The sequence below is a fragment of the Paenibacillus sp. TAF43_2 genome (assembly GCF_052113545.1).
Lineage (GTDB): Bacteria > Bacillota > Bacilli > Paenibacillales > Paenibacillaceae > Pristimantibacillus.
This window is the reverse complement of sequence record NZ_JBFRDK010000006.1, coordinates 64,797-84,612: the sequence shown is the minus strand read 5'-3', so window position 1 is coordinate 84,612 and position 19,816 is coordinate 64,797. Positions and strand designations below refer to the sequence as shown.

General features: G+C 44.6%; 17 protein-coding genes. All 17 read left to right on the top strand.

Annotated elements, in window-relative coordinates; translation table 11 throughout:
• The coding region (locus tag AB4Z17_RS02840; protein WP_441958028.1) for a Gfo/Idh/MocA family protein at positions 1-1,086 on the top strand (1,086 nt) is incomplete at its 5' end.
• 4 nt (positions 1,087-1,090) lie between these two features.
• Positions 1,091-2,164: a Gfo/Idh/MocA family protein gene (locus AB4Z17_RS02835; RefSeq protein WP_441958026.1), complete on the top strand. Its 1,074-nt coding sequence runs from the start codon at positions 1,091-1,093 to the stop codon at positions 2,162-2,164.
• 206 nt (positions 2,165-2,370) lie between these two features.
• Positions 2,371-3,102: a UMP kinase gene (gene pyrH / locus AB4Z17_RS02830; protein ID WP_441958024.1), complete on the top strand. Its 732-nt coding sequence runs from the start codon at positions 2,371-2,373 to the stop codon at positions 3,100-3,102.
• 209 nt (positions 3,103-3,311) lie between these two features.
• A complete protein-coding gene (locus tag AB4Z17_RS02825) occupies positions 3,312-4,214 on the top strand; it encodes a phosphotransferase (protein ID WP_441958022.1) in 903 nt (300 codons plus the stop codon).
• A gap of 16 nt (positions 4,215-4,230) precedes the next feature.
• A complete protein-coding gene (locus tag AB4Z17_RS02820; RefSeq protein WP_441958020.1) occupies positions 4,231-4,785 on the top strand; it encodes a sigma-70 family RNA polymerase sigma factor in 555 nt (184 codons plus the stop codon).
• Complete coding sequence (locus AB4Z17_RS02815) at positions 4,782-5,801, top strand: DUF4871 domain-containing protein (protein ID WP_441958018.1); 1,020 nt, start codon at positions 4,782-4,784, stop codon at positions 5,799-5,801. Before AB4Z17_RS02820 ends, AB4Z17_RS02815 begins: the two co-directional genes overlap by 4 nt.
• Positions 5,802-5,921: 120 nt before the next feature.
• A complete protein-coding gene (locus tag AB4Z17_RS02810) occupies positions 5,922-8,324 on the top strand; it encodes an ATP-binding cassette domain-containing protein (RefSeq protein WP_441958016.1) in 2,403 nt (800 codons plus the stop codon).
• Positions 8,321-9,277 (top strand): serine hydrolase domain-containing protein, encoded by a 957-nt coding sequence (locus AB4Z17_RS02805; RefSeq protein WP_441958014.1) that lies wholly within the window; start codon positions 8,321-8,323, stop codon positions 9,275-9,277. Before AB4Z17_RS02810 ends, AB4Z17_RS02805 begins: the two co-directional genes overlap by 4 nt.
• 39 nt (positions 9,278-9,316) lie before the next feature.
• On the top strand, positions 9,317-9,886 hold the full coding sequence (locus AB4Z17_RS02800; protein WP_441958012.1) for a histidine phosphatase family protein: 570 nt from the start codon (positions 9,317-9,319) through the stop codon (positions 9,884-9,886).
• Between the two features lie 38 nt (positions 9,887-9,924).
• The gene (locus tag AB4Z17_RS02795) at positions 9,925-10,299 is read left to right on the top strand and encodes a RidA family protein (protein WP_441958010.1); all 375 of its coding nucleotides are present in this window, start codon (positions 9,925-9,927) and stop codon (positions 10,297-10,299) included.
• Between the two features lie 234 nt (positions 10,300-10,533).
• Complete coding sequence (locus AB4Z17_RS02790; protein ID WP_441958008.1) at positions 10,534-12,135, top strand: response regulator transcription factor; 1,602 nt, start codon at positions 10,534-10,536, stop codon at positions 12,133-12,135.
• Positions 12,136-12,137: 2 nt separating this feature from the next.
• Entirely contained in the window at positions 12,138-13,910 is a 1,773-nt protein-coding gene (locus tag AB4Z17_RS02785) for a sensor histidine kinase (protein ID WP_441958006.1), read from the top strand.
• A gap of 124 nt (positions 13,911-14,034) precedes the next feature.
• Positions 14,035-15,471: an ABC transporter substrate-binding protein gene (locus AB4Z17_RS02780; RefSeq protein WP_441958004.1), complete on the top strand. Its 1,437-nt coding sequence runs from the start codon at positions 14,035-14,037 to the stop codon at positions 15,469-15,471.
• Positions 15,472-15,555: 84 nt separating this feature from the next.
• On the top strand, positions 15,556-16,494 hold the full coding sequence (locus AB4Z17_RS02775; RefSeq protein WP_076268074.1) for a carbohydrate ABC transporter permease: 939 nt from the start codon (positions 15,556-15,558) through the stop codon (positions 16,492-16,494).
• Complete coding sequence (locus AB4Z17_RS02770; RefSeq protein WP_076267977.1) at positions 16,491-17,321, top strand: carbohydrate ABC transporter permease; 831 nt, start codon at positions 16,491-16,493, stop codon at positions 17,319-17,321. The genes AB4Z17_RS02775 and AB4Z17_RS02770 overlap by 4 nt, the downstream gene beginning before the upstream one ends.
• A 27-nt stretch (positions 17,322-17,348) precedes the next feature.
• Positions 17,349-19,193, top strand: coding sequence for a glycoside hydrolase family 127 protein (locus AB4Z17_RS02765; RefSeq protein ID WP_441958002.1), 1,845 nt, complete (start codon positions 17,349-17,351; stop codon positions 19,191-19,193).
• 120 nt (positions 19,194-19,313) lie between these two features.
• Positions 19,314-19,793, top strand: a complete 480-nt coding sequence (locus AB4Z17_RS02760) for a GNAT family N-acetyltransferase (RefSeq protein WP_441958000.1) — start codon at positions 19,314-19,316, stop codon at positions 19,791-19,793.
• The last annotated feature ends 23 nt before the right edge of the window (positions 19,794-19,816 follow it).

Here is a 19,816-nt window from a genome sequence, read left to right as displayed (position 1 = left end):
GGCAAGGGTCATATTGGCTACTTATTAAAAGGTGAAGTCAGTGGAGTTGAAATAACCGCAGTTAGTGATTGTGTACAAGCAAATCTTGCGTGGGCAAAAGAAAAGCTTGGCGATCAAGTCGGATTATATGAGGATCCTTATGAAATGATGGACTCTGGACTTGTTGACGGAGTGCTCATTGCGACGCCGCATTTCTCCCATCCAGAGCTTTCTATTGCTTGCTTTAAGCGTGGTCTGCATGTGCTTTGCGAGAAGCCGGCAGGTGTTTATACGAAGCAGGTTCGCGAGATGAATGATGCAGCCAGCCAAACAAATGTGAAATTCAGCATGATGTATAACCAACGGACAAACCCGATATACGTGAAGCTGAAAGAATTGATAGATAACGGCGAGCTAGGTGAAATAAGAAGAACCAATTGGATTATAACCAATTGGTATCGCTCACAAAGTTATTATGACTCCGGTACTTGGCGTGCAACTTGGGCTGGTGAAGGCGGCGGAGTGCTGCTAAACCAAGATCCGCATCAGCTCGATTTGTGGCAATGGACGATCAGTATGATGCCAAAGCGCGTCCGTGCTTTCTGCTACTTCGGCAAGCATCGTGACATCGAGGTTGAGGATGATGTAACCGCATTCGTAGAGTACGAGAACGGAGCTACTGGAGTGTTCGTGACGACGACTGGCGAAGCGCCAGGCACGAACAGACTGGAAGTGAGCGGTGATCGCGGTAAAATTGTAATTGAAAATAACCAATTAACATTCTGGCGTCTAACCGTTCCTGAGCCGGAATTCAACAAGCAGTTCAAAGGCGGCTTCGGTCAGCCAGAATGTTGGAAATGTGAAATTCCGATTCATGGCAGCAACCCTGATCATAAAGGCATTACACAAAACTGGGTGAATGCGATTCTCTTCAATGAACCATTGATTGCTCCAGGTGAGGAAGGCATCAAAGGGCTTATGCTCTCGAATGCGATGCTGCTTTCGACATGGACGGATGGCTGGGTAGATTTGCCGATTGATGAGGAGTTGTTTTATAAGCATCTGCAAGAGAAAATCGCAAGCTCAGCTTATCAGAAGGAGGACTAGATCGATGAGTAATGCAGATGGCATGAAATATGCGCCAAAGGGAAAGCCGAATAGAGTAGTTGAGGATGGGCAATTCGTAATCGCCGCTGTTAGTCTTGATCACGGTCATATTTATGGCATGTGCAACGGACTAGTGGAAGCGGGCGCCACTTTAAAATGGGTATACGACGCTGACCCCGCTAAGGTTGAAGCATTTATCCGTCAATATCCGCAGGTACGGGCAGCTGAGTCGGAAGAGCAGGTGCTCTCCGATGATGAGGTGCAGCTGGTTGCAGCTGCAGCGGTAACATCGGAGCGCGGACCGCTAGGCGTTCGCGTCATGCAGAGCGGCAAACATTATTTTACCGATAAAGCGCCATTCACAACGCTTGAACAGCTCGCGGACGCTCGCGCTGCATATGCAGATACAGGTAAAAAATACGCAGTATATTACAGCGAGAGATTGCATGTGGAATGCGCGGTTTATGCGGGGCAATTGATCGAACAAGGCGCAATTGGGCGTGTTGTTCAAGTTATTGGGCTCGGGCCGCATCGTTTAAACGCTGCCTCCCGCCCATCATGGTTTTTTGAGAAGGAAAAGTATGGCGGCATTATTTGTGATATCGGATCGCATCAAATTGAACAATTTCTATATTTTACAGGCAATCAAAATGCCAATGTTGTAAACAGCAAGGTGGCCAACTATGCCAATAAGGAGTATCCAGAGCTTGAGGATTTTGGAGATATGACGCTTGTTGGCGAGAACGGGGCAACCGGCTACTTCCGTGTCGACTGGCTGACACCAAGCGGTCTTGGAACATGGGGCGACGGCCGTACTATGATTCTCGGAACAGAAGGCTACATCGAGATGAGGAAGTATATTGATATCGCTAAAGATAAGGATGGGGACCAGCTTTATTTGGTAAACGCAGATGGCGAGCAGCATATTCAGCTTCGCGGCAAAGTGGGCTTCCCTTATTTTGGCCAGCTCATTCTCGATTGCTTGAACGGCACTGAGCATGCCATGACGCAGGAGCATGCTTTCAAAGCAGCTGAGCTGTCGCTTCTTGCTCAGAAGCATGCGACAAAAGTGGAGTAGAAATGTTTGCTGCTAATGGATAGTTGCTTTTTTGCTCGTACTCAGTATAAAATAGGTGAGAATTAATAAATGGAAGGAGTGGGAATATGAGGATCAAGTGCAGGGTTACGTTAACCAATTGTGTTTTTCATATTCCCATTTCACTTTTACACTAAAGCATCTATTGCTTTAGTGTTTTTTTTTATCCTATGGAGGTGTAACGGCGAATGAGATACAAGAGAGTTCTTATTAAGCTTAGYGGCGGGGCAGTTGCAGGAAATGCTGAATTCGGTTTTGAGCCTGAACGGTTAAATTACATTGCGAATGAAATTATATCCGTGGTCCGTTTAGGTGTTGAGGTGTCGCTCGTTATTGGCGGGGGGAACATATTTCGCGGCAATATGGCGGAAAGCTGGGGAATCGAAAGAGCGGAAGCAGACAACATCGGAACACTTGCAACCGTCATTAATAGTTTGATGCTTCGCGGGGTGCTGAAAGCTAAAACAGACAAAGAAGTACGCGTAATGACAGCGATACCGATTACTTCGGTCGCCGAGCCATACATCAGACTGCGTGCAATCCACCATTTGGAGCAAGGTTATATCGTCATATTTGCTGGAGGCAACGGTCAACCCTACGTGACAACGGATTATCCTTCGGTACAAAGGGCCATTGAAGTCAATAGTGAGGCGCTTCTAGTTGCAAAACAAGGCGTAGATGGCATTTTTAATGCAGATCCTAAATTCGATGCCGATGCGAAGCGGTTCAAATCTCTTCATTACAATGATGTTTTGCAATATAATTTGAAGGTAATGGATCAGTCAGCCTTTATATTGGCTAGAGACTATCATTTGCCTATGCATGTGTTCAACTTCGACAAGCCCGGATCCATGAAAGAAATTTGTGAAGGCGGAAACAATGGTACCATCATTAGCGGTGAATCTGTTCTTGCCTACTAATAAATGTTGAAATAAAAAGGACTGCTTATAAAGGTACTCCCGTTTAATGAAAGCCGGGAAATGTACTTTTTAAGCAGTCCTTTGATGTTTTTAGGAGTCGGGAATTTTATAAAGACCTTATTCAACATCATAACAGAGGGGTAATTATAAGTCTATATTTTTGAATGATAATATGTGAAAATTTGATTATCTTGGATGGGAGGTACAGCATGAACCTACAATCATTATTTTCTGAACCTATTATGTCACAGTCCACTCTGGGTGGCTTTGCTAGTGACGTGTTTCTAGTCATCACGGAAGCAGGGGAATACGTAGTTCGGTCATCCGGCGTAGATGAGACGGTTGATGCTCCTTTTGTATGGGCATGCAGCAATTTGTTCGGGAAACAATTAAGCGAGACGTTTGATATGGAAATGATTAATAAATATCTCTCGCGATTGACAAGCAATATCGCTATTCCCAGTGTACTTGGCAAGGCCGTGATCGATGGAAGACAAGTGATTTCGGTTGAAAAAATAAATGGAGTTCCATTGTCTTTTCAAAATAAATCCGCGATGCTGATGGAGGATTTCGGCAGATCGATTGCGGAGATTCATGCCCACAAAGTTATGGAATGGGGTTCTCTAAACGGTTCAGTCCGGCATGAATTAACTGATTTTCCTCAGAAGCTTGCAGATGCATTGAGGGTGTTGGCAGCACGTTATTACAAGGAAAATGCAGCAATCTATGAATCTCTTGATTACTACTGTTCATTAGCTGAAAATATGCCGGTACCGACGTATGCCTCATGCATCATGCTTGATATGGACCCGAGGCAGTTTTTATCAAATGGAGAACGTGTTAGCGCAATCGTTGATACAGAAGCGTATGTGCTTGGTCCTCGTGAAATGGATTTAATAGCGATTGAATGCTCGTTGGATGAAGCGGGAGCACATCATTTCCGCAAAGGTTATGCTGAAGTGCTTCCTTTCCCTGATTTATTACAGGTGCGTGAGTTGTACCGATATTTCTTTTGCTTGCTCGAAATTAAGGGGCCGGCCTTTGACTATCATAAATGGATGTCCTTTCCTCAACTATTCGGGAACTTTAGGAACGCAGAAGGGTCTTCTTAATTAGAGAGGTGATGAGGTGGAGCTCGAATATGTGAAGTATTTGGCAAAAGGATTTGAAACGGATGCCGTATTGATTGATTTGATGAATGCATATGGCAACGACGTTTGGAATTTTGCATTCTTTTTAATTCGGAATGCCGATGCGGCAGATGACATTTGTCAGGATGTTTTTTTGACAGTATATGAGAAGCTGCATACATTTCGAGGCGAAGCCAGTATGAAGAGCTGGCTGCTTGCCATTACACGAAACAAAACGTATAAGTACAAAAGAAGCGCCTATTTTTCTAAGGTCATTGTGATGGATTTCGTAACTAGAAGGGAAACATCCAGATCAGCGGAAGCGGAAGTTTTTGACCGGATGGAAACCAAATATATTTGGAACACCGTTATGAAGCTGCCGCTGCGCTACCGAGAAGTCCTCATACTGGAAATTCATTATCAATTATCGATGCAAGAAATGGCAAGTATGCTGCAACTAGCGGAAGGGACGGTTAAATCGAGGCTGCACCGCGCACGCAAAAAAATGGCAAGTTTACTGCAAAGTGATTCAAAAGGAGGAAACATCATATGAAGGAGCCAAAACAGTGGGAAGAAGCGCTTAGACGCTCCCCGTTTGTGAATCCTCGCTTCACTGAGCAATTGAGGGAGAAAATTGTTTTTAGGGCTAATGATAAAGCGAAGAAAAAGTTTCCTATCGCTCGTCTGGGAGCAGTGGGTGCAATCGCAGCCGTTCTTGTCTATATGCTGTTTGTCACAGATTTAAGCAAGCTGTTTACGAACCCTTCACAAATAATCGGAACAAATGGAAGCAACAGGGTAGAGGGGGCTCGAACGGAATATAGGAAGAACGGCCAAATGATATTTCAAGTATTTCCTGAAGAGAATGTGGTTGCAGGGGCAAAGCAAGGTTATGTTCTCCATTTCACGCAGCCCATTGCTGTTTTTCTAGGTAAAAACATTTCTATTGAAGGCTATCACGCACAATCGGGAAAACGGTTGACCGTTATGTCCCCTGTGACCATTACAGAGCCGAGCTCAGGGTATGAGACGTTGGAACGTTTTACAACCGGCTTTAGCCTGCCATTGGGCGGAACATGGACATTCGAGGTCAAGCTGAATGAACAATTTTACGGTGACTTTGTTTTGGCAGTGCAGGAGCCTTCGCCATGGGTAAAAACATCTACGTTCAAATTGCCTTATACAGGCAACGATGGAATGCCTCACAACTATGTGCTTGCTGGCGAGAAAGACAAGGTTGGATTTCTTGTAGGCCCTTATCAAAATGAGCAAGGATTGATCCTCGACGAGCAGCCGATTGTTGCGGGGAAAGGAAACAAGTATATGTGGTATTTCTGGGGGAGCAAGGAGGAGCTCACGGGCAGCTTTAACGTTATGGGCGTAAAAGAAGGCACCACGCAGGAGATTGAAGTTTTCTCTGCGCGCAGTGTGGGCTCTCCGCTGAATGGGGCAGACGCGGTCATTCCATCATCGATGGTACTGCCCGAAGCCGGCATGTGGCGGCTAAACGTATACATTCAAGATAAATTATTTAGCAGTATTACTATTCAGGTGGAATCGGCGAGCTGATATTCAWTATTTTAAAACGAGAAGGCTGCCATTAGGCAGCCTTTTTAGTAAACTATTTACATAAGAACGTATGTGCGGTAAATTATGGGTATGAGATCAATGCCAGAATGGAGTGCATGCATGAAAGCGTTCATAGAGATAGAAGGAGCAAGGCTGCATAACCTCAAGGATATCGATGTTCGTATTCCAAAAAATAAGCTGACAGTCATAACAGGCGTATCGGGAAGCGGCAAATCAAGTCTTGCTTTTGATACGTTATATGAAGAAGGAAAGCGGCGCTATCTATTGTTCTCGGGTACACAGTATATGGTTGATGCGGTGTCTTCTTTTGATAAAATAACGGGTTTGTCGCCTGCGGTAGCCATTGAGCAGCGTATCATCCGGCAATCCAATCCTAGAAGTACTGTAGGCACGCGGACAAAAATCGGAAATTTACTTGCCATTTTGTTTGCAACGTATGGCAAACGTGATCCTGCCTACAATGACGGGCTGCCGCTCTCCATGGAGTTGTTTCAGAGGAACTCGCCTAAGGGAATGTGTGTGAAGTGTCTTGGTACGGGAAGCCATCAGATGATTCAAGAAGAAACGATTCTTAATCCGGAAACACAAATCAAAAACGTATTTGATGGTTTTTTGGTCAAGCATCGTTTTCATAGAGGAAACTTCAAAAAGTTTTGTGAAATATACAAGATTGATATTAATGACAAAATCGGTGTTTTGCCGGAGGATGTTTTTCATTCCTTTAAGTATGGCTGCCGCAAGAGTGGATTTGCAGGTGCAGTTGTTGTTTTTACCGATATGATGAAACATATGGCTAGCAAAGTGAAGAGACATGGGGGCAAAGACAAAGAAGTGAATTTATGGGGGATTAATGCGGATTCGATCCCATGTCCCAAATGCAAAGGCACAGGACTTGGCCTTCAGGCGATTCATACCACAATTGGCAAGAAAACGATTAAAGAGCTCGAGGATATGTACATCAATGAACTGCTTGCGTTTTTGCAAAAGCAGCACGGCAATGTATCAAGCAAAAATTTGCTGGATGAAATGGTCATGAAACTTAAGTGTATGGTCGATGTAGGGCTTCATCATCTTTCTTTATCGCGTCCAGTTCCTACTCTCTCAGGGGGCGAAATCCAGCGTTTGTTTCTGGCGTCTTTTATTATTGCGGATATGGATTCTATTATTTTTATATTCGATGAGCCTACAATCGGATTGCATGAAGTAGAGAAGGAGATGCTGATAAGCATCATTCAAGGCTTAGTGGAGCGAGGAAATACAGTCGTTGCCGTAGAGCATGATCATAAATTTATGCAAGCTGCCGATTACATTGTCGATCTTGGACCCGAAGCGGGAGTTCATGGCGGAGAGCTTATTTTCAAAGGCAGCTACCTTGATTTTATGGCTTGTGATCGATCGCGAACAGCCCCTTATTTGAATGGCACCAAAACCTTGCATGTCAAAACACAATATAAGATAGCCGATCCAAGCAAAGCACTTAAGCTGGAGCATGCGAGTCTACATAATCTTCAGGATGTCTCCGTGACGATACCTCTTGGGCTGATGATAGGATTAGCAGGAGTATCGGGCAGCGGCAAATCCAGCCTAATCCAGCACACGCTTGTACCAAAGCTTAAGCAGTCACTCCAAAGCAAGTTTATATATGACAACGATGATACAGAGCTTGTGCTGCAAGACGAGGTGACGTTACTTGGATTCGAGCAGATTAAAAAATGTATAGTGGTGGACCAGAAGCCCATTGGAAGGAGCAAAACCTCTTGTCCAGCAACCTATACGGGCATATTTGATCGAATCCGAACTTTGTTYAGCAAAACACCCGATGCGGTGGAAAAAGGATATACAGCCAGCCTGTTTACCGTTAATTCTGAAGGAGGCTGTAGAGGCTGCAAGGGCGAAGGTTTTAAAAACCACTATGTTGGCTTCGGCAACTTCATAGAGGTAGAGTGCGATATGTGCGGGGCAACAGGATTTGTTGAAGAAGCTCTAAGTGTAAGGCTTGAGGGAAAAAACATTAAGGAAATTATGATGATGAGCGTCGCAGAGGCCAGCGTTTTTTTTGGAAATGAACAATCTATGGCATATGACAAAATGATATCGGCTACGCTCAGCACGCTTGAAAGTGTAGGTATGAGTTATATTACGCTCGGCCAGAAGACGCCATCTATTTCAGGCGGTGAAGCGCAGCGGATTAAGCTCGCCAAGGAGCTGTGCAGGCAAAGCGGGAAAGATAATGTTTATATTTTGGATGAACCGACGACTGGCCTTTCTTTCTCAGATACGGAGCGGCTGATGACATTGCTGCAGCAGCTCGCAGATGCTGGCAATACGATTATCATTACCGAGCATGATCCAGCTGTACTCGCCAATTGTGATTATATTATCGAAATGGGACCTGGCGGCGGAAGGGATGGGGGAGCTATTATTGCCGAGGGCATGCCGCTTGAACTAATGTCGAACCGTCATTCCATCATCGGGAAATATATAAAGCAGGTGTTGAAATGAGCTTTGAATGGCAGTTGTCCACTCCCGAGGCGGAGGGAATGGATGCTAAACTTCTAGAGCAGATAGATGATTATGTGAAGCAAAAGCGATATAGGCTCATAAACAGTGTGATCATTGTGAAAAACGGGAAACTGGTTTATGAACGTTACTTCAATAAGTGTAATGAAAATACGAGGCATTCCATTAAATCAGTATGGAAGAGTATTTTAGCCATCGCTGCAGGCATCTGTTTGGACAAAGGCTTGATTAATAATCTAGATGAACCGATAGGCAATTATTTGCCCGCCTTTGCTGGTCATAACCATCATTATCATAAGCTGATTACGATTCGGCATTTGCTAACGATGTCATCAGGCATTTACTGGAATGGCGGTGTTCATTACCATTGTCCGATGATGCAGCAAATGATGCGTACGAATGACTGGCTATCGCATATCGCTGATATTGACATGCACAGTGTTCCTGGCATGAATTTTCATTATAAGGAATGGGATGTTATGTTGTTATCAGCGGTCATAGGCAAAGCCTATGGTAGCACATCCTACGACCTCATTTATCATGAAATGTATAAACCGCTTGATATCGCCAGTGGAATTTGGCCAAGCAGTCCATGCGGTTTCTCCTATACGGTAATGAAGGGTGAAGAGCAATCGGATTTGTCTGCTAGAGATATGGCTAAGGTAGGTTTGCTGTTTTTAGGAGATGGCAGTGTTAATGGCAAACAAATTGTTTCTCCAGCGTTTGTGAAGCAAGCGATAACCCCATCCTATCCGTCCTATGGCTTTCTTTGGTGGCTAACTCAAGCTGGATATGGCTGTCGCGGATTTGGCGGGCAACAGGTGAATGTCATTCCTGAGCATCAATTTGTATCCGTCATACAAGCAACACCTACACCATCGAGTAAATCGTATCCGGATATTCATGAGCTGTTTCTTAGCCAAGCGATTAAATAAAAGCTGCTTATGATCTGAACATTAACGGAGGATAAACCTATGAATACGGTCATTTATATGGTTAGACATGCAGAATCGCCTTTTGAATTTGGACAAGAACGAACGCGCGGGCTTTCGGAGGAGGGTTTCTTAGAAGCAAAACGTATTGCAGAGGTGCTGGGCGATATCGATATTCATTTTATGGCATCCAGCTCCTACACGAGAGCGGTGCAGACGATTCAGGAGTTAGCTGAGCGGAAAGCGATGACGATTGTACAGTATGAAGAACTGGTGGAAAGAGCGATAAAGGGTTTGGATTATAAGGCTGCTTGGGACGTTCTGTATGAAGCGATAAGGAAATCTTTTATCGATATCGATTTTGCTTTGGAGGGCGGCGAAACGACTCGAAGCGTACAACAAAGAGCGATACCCGTCATAGAGAGAATACTTGAGGAGCACCGAGGTAAAAATATTGTTTTGGGTACACATGGCAATATAATGACGATCATTATGAACCATTATGATGATAGGTTTGGATTTGATTTTTGGGATACGACCTCGAAGCCGGATATTTATAAATTAACATTTAATCTGAATAAGCTGGAGCATGTGGAAAGGATATGGAAATAACCAACATTACTAATATTTCATTATAGGAGGTTGATGTTATGAGAGAAATTATATTAACAGATAAAGCTCAACAGCCAGAAGGAATGCCTTACTCACAAGCTGTCAAAGTCGGAAATACGGTTTATGTAGCTGGTCAGGGACCTTTCGATCCTATAAGCGGGCTGTGTGAAGACAGCACATTAGAATATCAGGCAAGAAGGACATTGGACAACTTGAAAGCGATCCTTGAAGAAGCAGGAGCGCAAATGACAGATGTCGTCAAAGTAACCGTGTTTCTCGGAGCAGGGGCTGATTTTAATGAGTTCAACATCTATTACAAAGAGTATTTTTCTGCTCCGTATCCAGCAAGAGCAATTACCGGCGTGAACTCGGATATTTTAGTGCAAATCGACGCTATTGCAATCATCGAGTAAATAGGCTGGCGACTTAAGTAAGGCGACGAGAATCCTTTAAAACCAATGGTCATCCTGCAAAGGATGGCCTTTTTGTATGCTATCAATCCAAAATGTGCGTTCATTAAATATATAGGATCGTGTAATATAATTTTGCAACAGACCAGATATTTAGTGTTATACTCGCTATTAAATTGACAACTAATGCGGAAATTCATCAGTAACTGAGTGAAAGCGACCGCATGAAGATGGAGCGTGAGCGGATTGAAAATACTAATTGTAGACGATGAGCCAAGGCATCTCAGAGGAATGGCTAAATTAGTTAGTGCGATGCGGCCAAAAGCTGAAATATTAGTAGCGAAGGATGGGGCAGCTGCTATCGCTATCATTCAACAGAATCAACCGCAAATTGTAATGACGGATATCCAGATGCCTAATATGGATGGATTGACTTTATTGAAATGGCTTGAGGATAAGGAACATCGACCGAAGGTAGTTATGGTATCGGCTTATAATTTATTTGAATATGCGCAAACCGCGCTGCGTCATGGCGCTTATGACTACTTATTGAAGCCGATTGATATAGACAAAGTGGAGGATATCTTGGGGCGGCTTGATGCACAATTAGCGGCAGAGTCTATGCAAAGTGAGGCTTCCGAAAAACTGCAGCATCGGCTTAAGCTCACCTCCTCTGCCTACCAAAACAATCTGCTTTTGTCATGGTTAAGCGGCAATCTATCGGCAGTTGAGCAAGTGGAGCTTGAAGCACTCGATATTGTGCAAGGAAGCGGTACAGTTATATTTTCTGAACTCACCATTCGGCTTGAGGAGGATAAGAGCCTCTATACGCCTGCGTTGCTGCAGCAGCTGGAGCATTTGGGGTCCTGCTACGGTCAAGCCAGTACCTTCTCCATCAATACGCTTCGTGAAGATGCATTCCAAGCAATTACTATTGTGCGTACGCCGAGCCCATTCCTTAGACGCGATGAGATTCGATTGGCATTTAGCGAACTAAACAAGGAGTGGCTGCTGTATGGCCGGCTTGTTCATGGCATGGGGACGAGCTGTTTATCATTAGTAGAGCAGCTGCCGCATGCTTACCGAACGGCTCAAACTGCATGTGAGTATAATTTCCATGATTGCTGGCAAGGAGTCCTATTTTATGATGAGCTGAACCACTCCAGCAAGTCCTTTCACTTAGATGGGGAGCGGCTTTTTGAAGCGTTGCAGGATAATGATCCAATGGCTGCCATCATGCTATGCCGATCTGCCTTTCAAGAACTGGCAGGCGAGGGCCACACTGAGCCGCAGCTTATTAAAGAGTGTGCCTCACTCACCCTTATGAAGCTTAAAAGCCGAACAAGAGATGTTGTCGAAAGAAACTTTGGAAGCGTCCTCACGAATACGGTCGTAACGGAAATACCTGCATGCGATAGTTATGGCGAGCTGCTGGCGCTCATGGAGTCTCAAATTCGTGAGCTGCACCAAGCATTACGGAACATGAAGCAAGGGAAAAACGAGATTATTATGGAGCAGTGCTTGAGCTGGATACAAGAGAATTATATGGAGGATTTGACACTAGAGATGGCAGCTGAACAGTTTGCCTTTAATTCGTCTTATTTCAGTACATTGATTAAAAGCCGTACCGGAAAGTCTTTTTCTGACCATATCACCGAGGCACGAATGCGACGGGCGAAACAATTGCTCAGAGATGGCCATTTGAAAATATATGATATAGCTGCGCAATGCGGCTATCGCGATACGAAGTATTTTTGCCGAGTGTTCAAGAAGCAGAATGGCCTATCACCGGAAGCTTATAAGCACAATTCCCTTACAACGAATAGAGACGAGATATGAATATGACATTTCGATCACGGTTGTTCATCAGCTATATCATTCTAATTGCTTTGCCGTTCCTTGTGTTAAGCACTTTATTTTATCGTACAAGCCTCAAGGTTGTGACGGAGCAAGCGCAAAAAAATGTTTATGAGATCGTCAAAAAAAATAATGAAGTCATCGATACGAAGCTCAAAGTTGTCGATCAGAACAGTTTGGCCTTGTTCGTAGACAAGGATCTGTTTCAAATTTTCAGTCAGCTGAATCCAGCAAAGGCTGAGGAGCTGCTTGCAGCGGACCGGCGCGTATCTACTATTCTCAGCAAATACTTTTCACAAAACGACGATGTTTACGCCTATCAGCTTTGGACTTCTTACTTCACCTTCGGCAATTCACAAAACATGCCGCAAGGCGATCCTACACTTTCAAATATTTACAAGCAAGCTGTGCATGCGGGTGGAAAAATGATTTGGTATCCTACCTATGATTTTACGGAGATGTTTGATCAGTCTTATCTTTCCAAGAGCATGATCGATTATCGCTATTTATATTCAGCCACGCGTTTGCTCAATTTCTCACATATGGAAGACAGTACATTAATTAAGCTGAATCCGAATGTGGAGCGTCCAGTGCTTACGATAAGCTTCAAATCGACCGTACTGGATGCCCTGTTTGAGAAGAGCATACCAGTCGGTTCCCGCTATATGGTGTTAGATTTGAACGACATGGTAGTTGCCGGCAGTGATGTGTCGCAAGTGACAAAAAGCTTCAACGAGAATTGGGTGGATTCATTCCGCATGACGGGAAGCGGTACTCAGCGAATGAAGCTGAACGGCGAGAATATGATCATATGCTTTGACCGCTCAACCGTAACCGGATGGTTGTCGATCGTAATAACGCCGGAGTCTGCATTGGTAAGCAACCTTGTGCCTGTTATTCGAACCTCAACGATTGTGTTGGCTGCTATATTGAGCGGAATTGCATTTTTATTTGCCTATTTTATATTAAGCCGCATCACAGGTCCGATTAAGAAGCTGCTCGGAGCGATGAGATCCGTTGGCGAAGGTGATTTTCAAACCCGCGTGGAAGTCAGCACGAATGACGAATTCGGCATCTTGATGCAGCGATTTAACCGGATGAATGATCGGATTCACCTGCTCGTCAAAGAAAACTATGAGATTAAGCTAAAGGAAAAGGAAGCAGAAATTCACGCGCTCAATATGCAGATGAATCCTCATTTTCTGTATAACACGCTCAATATTATGAATTGGACAGCGATTGAAAATAATCAGAAGGAGCTAAGCAAGATGCTCGTCTGTTTGTCCAATATGCTGCATTATACTTCTCGTAAGGAATGGGGCGCCGTTCATCTGTCAGAGGAAATCGAATGGATGAAAAACTACTTTTATATTATGTCTGCGCGGTTCGAAGGCAAGTTTACCGTTAACTATGAAATTGATCCGATCCTTTATGATCATAAGCTGCCTAGGCTGCTGTTTCAGCCGTTTGTTGAGAATGCTATTTTGCACGGGTTTAATCAGATGGAAGAGGGAGGAGTTATCCTCATTCGCGGCTGGGCAGACGAGGGTACACGTTTTTTTGAAATCAAGGATAATGGTCGAGGGATTAGCGAAGAGATGATCAAGGTGATTATGTACAAACAATCTTCCTCGGTCGGCATTAAAAATACGATCTCCCGTTTACAGATGTCATACGGTGATGAATACGGGATCGAGATACAGTCCGTGCCAGGATCTGGTACCAGCATTCTGATAAGACTTCCGCTAGATACCTAATAATAGTCCACCATTCCAATAATACTCGGGTTTTGAAAGCGTTATCTATCGATTACAATAAAACCATCATAGACTGCAGCTATGAGCCAATGAGATGGATAAATGAAAGGGGCTCGTTACGAATATGAGAAGACAATGGAAATCGGTTTCCGTTCTCTTGGTTGTGCTGCTTATGGCAATCAGCTTATTATCGGCTTGCACGAAGTCTGATTCGGGTAACAAAAATTCTCAGGCTGGGGCAACGAATGGCTCAAGCAACACCGAAAATACAGGCAGCGGTGAAAATGTATCCAAAGATCCGATCAAACTGCGTCTTACCGCTTGGGGCGCACCTGATGAGATCGCAGCATTTAAGAAAGCAGTCGCTAGTTTTGAGGCTAAGCATACCAATATTAAGGTTGATTTCCAAGCCATTTCAGCGGATTACGATACGAAATTAACGACCATGGTAGCTGGCAACGATGAGCCGGATATTGCCATGATGGAGTCCAGCACGATCGCTTTTCCTTTAGCGGAAGAAGGAAAGTTCGTCAACCTTCAGGATTTCCTTGATAAGGATACGGAGTTGACTGTGGATAGGCTCGTTCCTAACATTATGTATTCCTCGGAGCCTGGCAATGTAGTCGGTATTGCGCCTGGACCAGAATCTTTTGCTTTATTTTATAACGAAGATGTATTTAAGGATGCAGGCTTAACACCTCCGCCAGCCAAAGCTTCTGAAGCGTGGACATGGGATCAGTTCGTAGAGGTTTCGAAGAAACTTACGATTGACAACAAAGGCAAGAATGCGACAGAAGAAGGCTTTGATCCTAAAAATATTAAACAATTCGGAGTCAACGTACCAACTTGGTGGGGCGCATACAGCAACTTCATCTATTCAAATGGCGGAGACTTCTTGTCTGAGGACGGCAAAACCTTTGCTCTGAACCAGCCTGAAGCTGTTGAAGCTATTCAGAAGATTTCCGATCTTATTAATGTTCATCATGTAGCGCCGTCACCTGTTCAAGCGAAAAATATACCAGGCACCAACGTTGCGCTGCAAACCAAAAAAGTAGCGATGGCATTTGATGGTCAATGGGCAAGCACAAGCTTGGCACAATCCAAATTTAATTTTAACGTTGGCGTGCTTCCCGTGATGAAACAGCCGATGACGACTGTCGTTTCTGGCATGTTCTCGATGTTTAAATCAACGAAACATCCGGAGGAAGCATGGGAGCTCTTGAAGGCGCTGATTGATCCAGAAGCTTCAATCGAGCTGCTAACTGCCGGCACTTGGATGCCATCTCATAAAGAGTGGTACACGGATGAATCTTACCTAACCAGATGGACTGAAAACCTGCCTTCTCGCCCATCGGGCTACAAGGATGCGGTCGTTGAGATGGTATTGAGCAACAGCCATGCAACACCAACCGCTTATGTGAAAAACTTTAATAAAATTATGGATATCGTTAATCCAGCACTCGATAAAGTTTGGTTAGGCCAGCAAACCGCTCAAGAGGCAATGGATTCTATCGCTGCGAAAGCGCAAGCACAGGTTCAAGGACGTCGTGACGTACAATAACCAATTAAAGAAAGAACTATAGTCAGATTGACGGCGTTCTTCCTGAAGACCGCCGTCTTCTTAGGATAGGAGGCAAGTATGGGCATGGATATTCCTGCGCAAACCATTCCAGCAGTCAGTAAAAAAAGTCGCATAAGAGAGCGTAAGGCGTTATTCTACGGGTTATTGTTTACAGCTCCTGCCATACTAGGCTTCATCATATTTACGCTCGGTCCTATGATTGCTAGTTTGGTGCTCAGTTTAACTGATTATAGCGTGTTCAAAGATACAACCTCATTTATTGGTTTCGATAATTACGCCAAGCTGTTCTCAGGTGAAGATGATTTATTTTATAAATCACTAGGCGTTACCTTCTATTTTGTTATTCTGCGGGTACCTGCTGTCATCATCATCTCTTTTCTGCTGGCGCTGCTCCTTAATATGAATGTAAAGGGTAGATCGTTGTTCCGCACCATTATTTATTTGCCAAGTATCGTTCCAGCGGTTGCATCGTCCATGATATGGCTGTGGCTGCTAAATCCAGACCTTGGTTTAGTTAATACGGTGCTCGCATGGCTTCATTTGCCGACAAGCAACTGGTTGTTTGGCGAGAGCAGTGTTATTCCATCTGTTGTCTTAACGACGCTTTGGGGAATAGGCGGCACGGTCATTATTTTTCTAGCAGGGCTTTCGGGTATTCCGAAGCAGTATTATGAAGCCATAGATGTCGATGGCGGAGGATGGATGCATAAGCTGCGCCATATTACGATCCCGATGGTAACGCCAACAATCTTCTTTAATACAATCATGACGATTATCGGTTCTTTCCAGGTGTTTAGCGAAGCCTACATTTTGACACAGGGCGGGCCGAATAATAAAAGTTTATTTTTCGTGTTTTATTTGTGGAGTACAGCATTCCGTGATACAGAGATGGGTTATGCATCTGCCCTGGCATGGATTCTATTTATCATTATTTTGTTCTTTACGTTTATCGTATTCAAAACCTCGAAATCTTGGGTTTACTACGAGGGGGAAAAATCATGAGAGAGTCCAAACTCAAGCTGACAGCAGGTTATGCGGCCCTAATTATTATTTCAGTTATGTTTATCATTCCGTTCGTTTGGCTGATTCGAAGCTCAGTGATGGATTTGTCGCAAATTTTCGTTATGCCGCCGGAATGGATTCCAAATCCTTTTAAATGGGATAACTACGAGAGAGCGCTTACTGTGCTGCCTTTCGGACAATTTTTCAAAAATACGCTTATTATTGTGTTCAGCGTTATTATCGGAACTGTGCTGACGAGTACGATCGCAGCCTTTGGTTTCTCTCGTATTCAGTGGAAGGGCAGAGACACGATTTTTGCAATCCTCATGACCAGCATGATGCTGCCTGCTGCGGTTACGCTAATTCCTAGCTTTCTCGGATGGAAAACGCTGGGCTTCTATGATACGTTCTATCCGCTTATCGTTCCTGCGTTCTTTGGCGGAGGTATCTTTAATATATTCCTGCTTCGCCAATTCTACATGACGATTCCGCGTGACTTTGACGAGGCTGCTTTTGTTGACGGGGCTAATTATTTTCAAATTTACTGGCGTATTCTTATGCCGCTTAGCCGTTCGGCTGTTATCGTCGTTGCGCTATTTACCTTCTTAGGTTCATGGAATGACTTCATGGGGCCGCTTATCTATTTGAAGAGTGACAGCCGCTTTACGCTAGCACTTGGCTTGCAAATGTTTCAAGGCAGCTATACAGCGCAATGGGATTTGCTCATGGCGGCTTCAGCAACTGTCGTTATGCCCTGCGTGCTCGTATTTTTAATCGGCCAGCGTTATTTTCTGGAAGGCATTACGTTAACGGGATTGAAAGGATAACAATTAGCGATGAAAGGATGGTTAGACATGACATTAACTGAAACGAAGGCGATAAAAGGCTGGCAAAACGTGCCTTTTACGAAAGTTGAGATCGATGATGCTTTCTGGAGGCCGCGGCTGGAGGTTCTCAAAAATATTACGATGAAGGCATGTTTAGACAAATGCGAGGAGACAGGCCGAATTGACAATTTTGCAATAGCAGGCGGACTGCTGGAAGGCAAATTTGAAGGGATGTATTATAACGACTCCGATGTGTATAAGGTGCTTGAAGGTGCCGCTTATGCCCTTATGACGGATCGTGATCCAGTACTGGAAGCAGAGATTGATCGGATTATCGATCTCATAGCTGCGGCGCAGGAGGCAGATGGATATTTAAGTACGTATTACACGCTTGAAGCGCCTGAACTCAAATGGTCGGATATGGAAAAACACGAGATGTATAATGGCGGCCATCTAATTGAAGCAGCGGTTGCTTATTTCGAAGCGACAGGCAAGCGGAAGCTGCTGGATGTAGCATGCAAATTGGCTGATCATTATGATCGCGTATTTGGCCCTGGCAAGCGGCACTGGGTGGAGGGGCATGAGGAGATTGAGCTTGCGCTTGTGAAGCTTTACCGCACGACCAGCGAGAATCGTTATTGGAAGCTGGCGCTTTGGCTGCTGGAAGAACGTGGCCATGGTCATGGTAAAGGCGCCATTTGGGACAAAGAGGAATGGGGCCCTGCGTACTGCCAGGATGATGTACCTGTTCGAGATATCGAGAAGGTAACAGGACACGCTGTACGAGCGATGTATTTGTACACCGCGATGGCTGATGTCGTGCATGCATCCGGTGATCCGACGTATATTGATGCGCTGCACCGCGTTTGGTCGCATACGGTTGAAAGGAATATGTATGTGACAGGCGGCATCGGGCCATCTCAGCATAATGAAGGCTTTACACATGATTACGATCTACCGAATGAATCGGCTTACTGCGAGACCTGTGCGGCGATCGCTATGGTTTTTTGGAATCACCGGATGAACTTGTTGTTTGGCGATGCCAAATATGCCGATGTTGTAGAACGTGAGATGTACAATGGCGCTTTAGCCGGAATCTCGTTGTCTGGCGACAAATTTTTTTACGTCAATCCGCTTGCATCAAAGGGCGAGCATCACCGCGTGGATTGGTTTGGCACTTCTTGCTGCCCGACTAACCTGGTTAGATTTTTACCATCCATTGGACAATATGCTTATGCTGCTACGGATGCTGGAGTAGTCGTCAATCAATACATGAACGGAGAAACTGCTTTGGAAATTAAGAGCGGGACAACCGTCAAACTTAGGCAGGCAACCGCGTATCCTTGGGATGGAAAAATCGAAGTTGCGGTAAGCTTGGATCGAGCGGAAACGTTCGAGATCCGGCTTCGTGTTCCTGGCTGGTGCAGAGGATATAAGCTATCGCTTCCAGGGGAGCAGCTGGAGCCATCGGAAGGAAAGATCGAAAATGGTTATCTCGTACTGAATCGCTGCTGGACGCCGGGAGACTCCATTGTATTAGAGCTGGATATGCCGGTTGAAGTTATTCGGTCACGGCCGGAGGTGGAGGCTAACATTGGAAGAATTGCTCTGCAGCGCGGACCTATTGTGTACTGCATGGAGCAGATTGATAATACGGAGCTATCCTATGATGAGTTTTCTATTGCAGCACATGACCCGCTTTTCATTGAGCACCGAGCAGAATGGCTTGGCGGCGTGACTGTTCTCAAAGGAAAAGTGGCTGAAGGCAGCGCTTGTTTATTTGTTCCTTATTATGCTTGGGATAACCGAGATGCGGGCTTCATGCAGGTATGGATTCGTGAAAAGGAAGATCGCCACTTATATCGTTATTAAGCAGAATGCTTTAGAATAAAATAGATAGATAAGCAAAAACCCGAGAGACAAGACGCTTTTTTATAAAGTGTCTATCTTTCGGTTTTTTGTTCAGGAAGCAGTTAAAGGGAGACATAATAAATGAATGTCGTAATCGCAACATTAGAAGATATAAATGGTTGGTTAGAGCTGGCTGCCGAGGTGGAGTACCTCTTTGGCCCAATGGTGGATGATCCAAACTTTGTTCTGGCACTAGAGAGAAATATCCATCAAAATCGCGCGTTCTGCGTGCGGGAAAATGATGGTTCGCCAGGGTGCAGCCTGTTAGGGGGACTATTGCTTTCTACATCTAATGCCCCAAGCTACAAAATCGGCTGGTTGTCTGTCTCCGCTAAAGCAAGAAATAAAGGCGTGGCATCGGCATTGCTGAATCATGTTCTAACGCTTGTTGATGTTCCTTCAGAAATAACAGTCACAACATTTGGCGATGATATTCCAGATGGGATGCCTGCACGGCGCCTTTATGAGAGATTTGGTTTCATTCCCTTGGAGGAATCGATTCCAAACGGTCCCGAAGGCGGTTCAAGGCAAAAGTTCCAATTGACGATTGCTCATCGGTAATGATGATTTCTTTAGTTGTCTAA

Coding starts and splice junctions, on each gene's coding strand:
- AB4Z17_RS02800 (WP_441958012.1), top strand. CDS start 9,317: ATGAATACGGTCATTTATATGGTTAGACATGCAGAATCGCCTTTTGAA.
- AB4Z17_RS02785 (WP_441958006.1), top strand. CDS start 12,138: ATGACATTTCGATCACGGTTGTTCATCAGCTATATCATTCTAATTGCT.
- AB4Z17_RS02835 (WP_441958026.1), top strand. CDS start 1,091: ATGAGTAATGCAGATGGCATGAAATATGCGCCAAAGGGAAAGCCGAAT.
- AB4Z17_RS02795 (WP_441958010.1), top strand. CDS start 9,925: ATGAGAGAAATTATATTAACAGATAAAGCTCAACAGCCAGAAGGAATG.
- AB4Z17_RS02815 (WP_441958018.1), top strand. CDS start 4,782: ATGAAGGAGCCAAAACAGTGGGAAGAAGCGCTTAGACGCTCCCCGTTT.
- AB4Z17_RS02775 (WP_076268074.1), top strand. CDS start 15,556: ATGGATATTCCTGCGCAAACCATTCCAGCAGTCAGTAAAAAAAGTCGC.
- AB4Z17_RS02805 (WP_441958014.1), top strand. CDS start 8,321: ATGAGCTTTGAATGGCAGTTGTCCACTCCCGAGGCGGAGGGAATGGAT.
- AB4Z17_RS02765 (WP_441958002.1), top strand. CDS start 17,349: ATGACATTAACTGAAACGAAGGCGATAAAAGGCTGGCAAAACGTGCCT.
- AB4Z17_RS02770 (WP_076267977.1), top strand. CDS start 16,491: ATGAGAGAGTCCAAACTCAAGCTGACAGCAGGTTATGCGGCCCTAATT.
- AB4Z17_RS02780 (WP_441958004.1), top strand. CDS start 14,035: ATGAGAAGACAATGGAAATCGGTTTCCGTTCTCTTGGTTGTGCTGCTT.
- AB4Z17_RS02825 (WP_441958022.1), top strand. CDS start 3,312: ATGAACCTACAATCATTATTTTCTGAACCTATTATGTCACAGTCCACT.
- AB4Z17_RS02760 (WP_441958000.1), top strand. CDS start 19,314: ATGAATGTCGTAATCGCAACATTAGAAGATATAAATGGTTGGTTAGAG.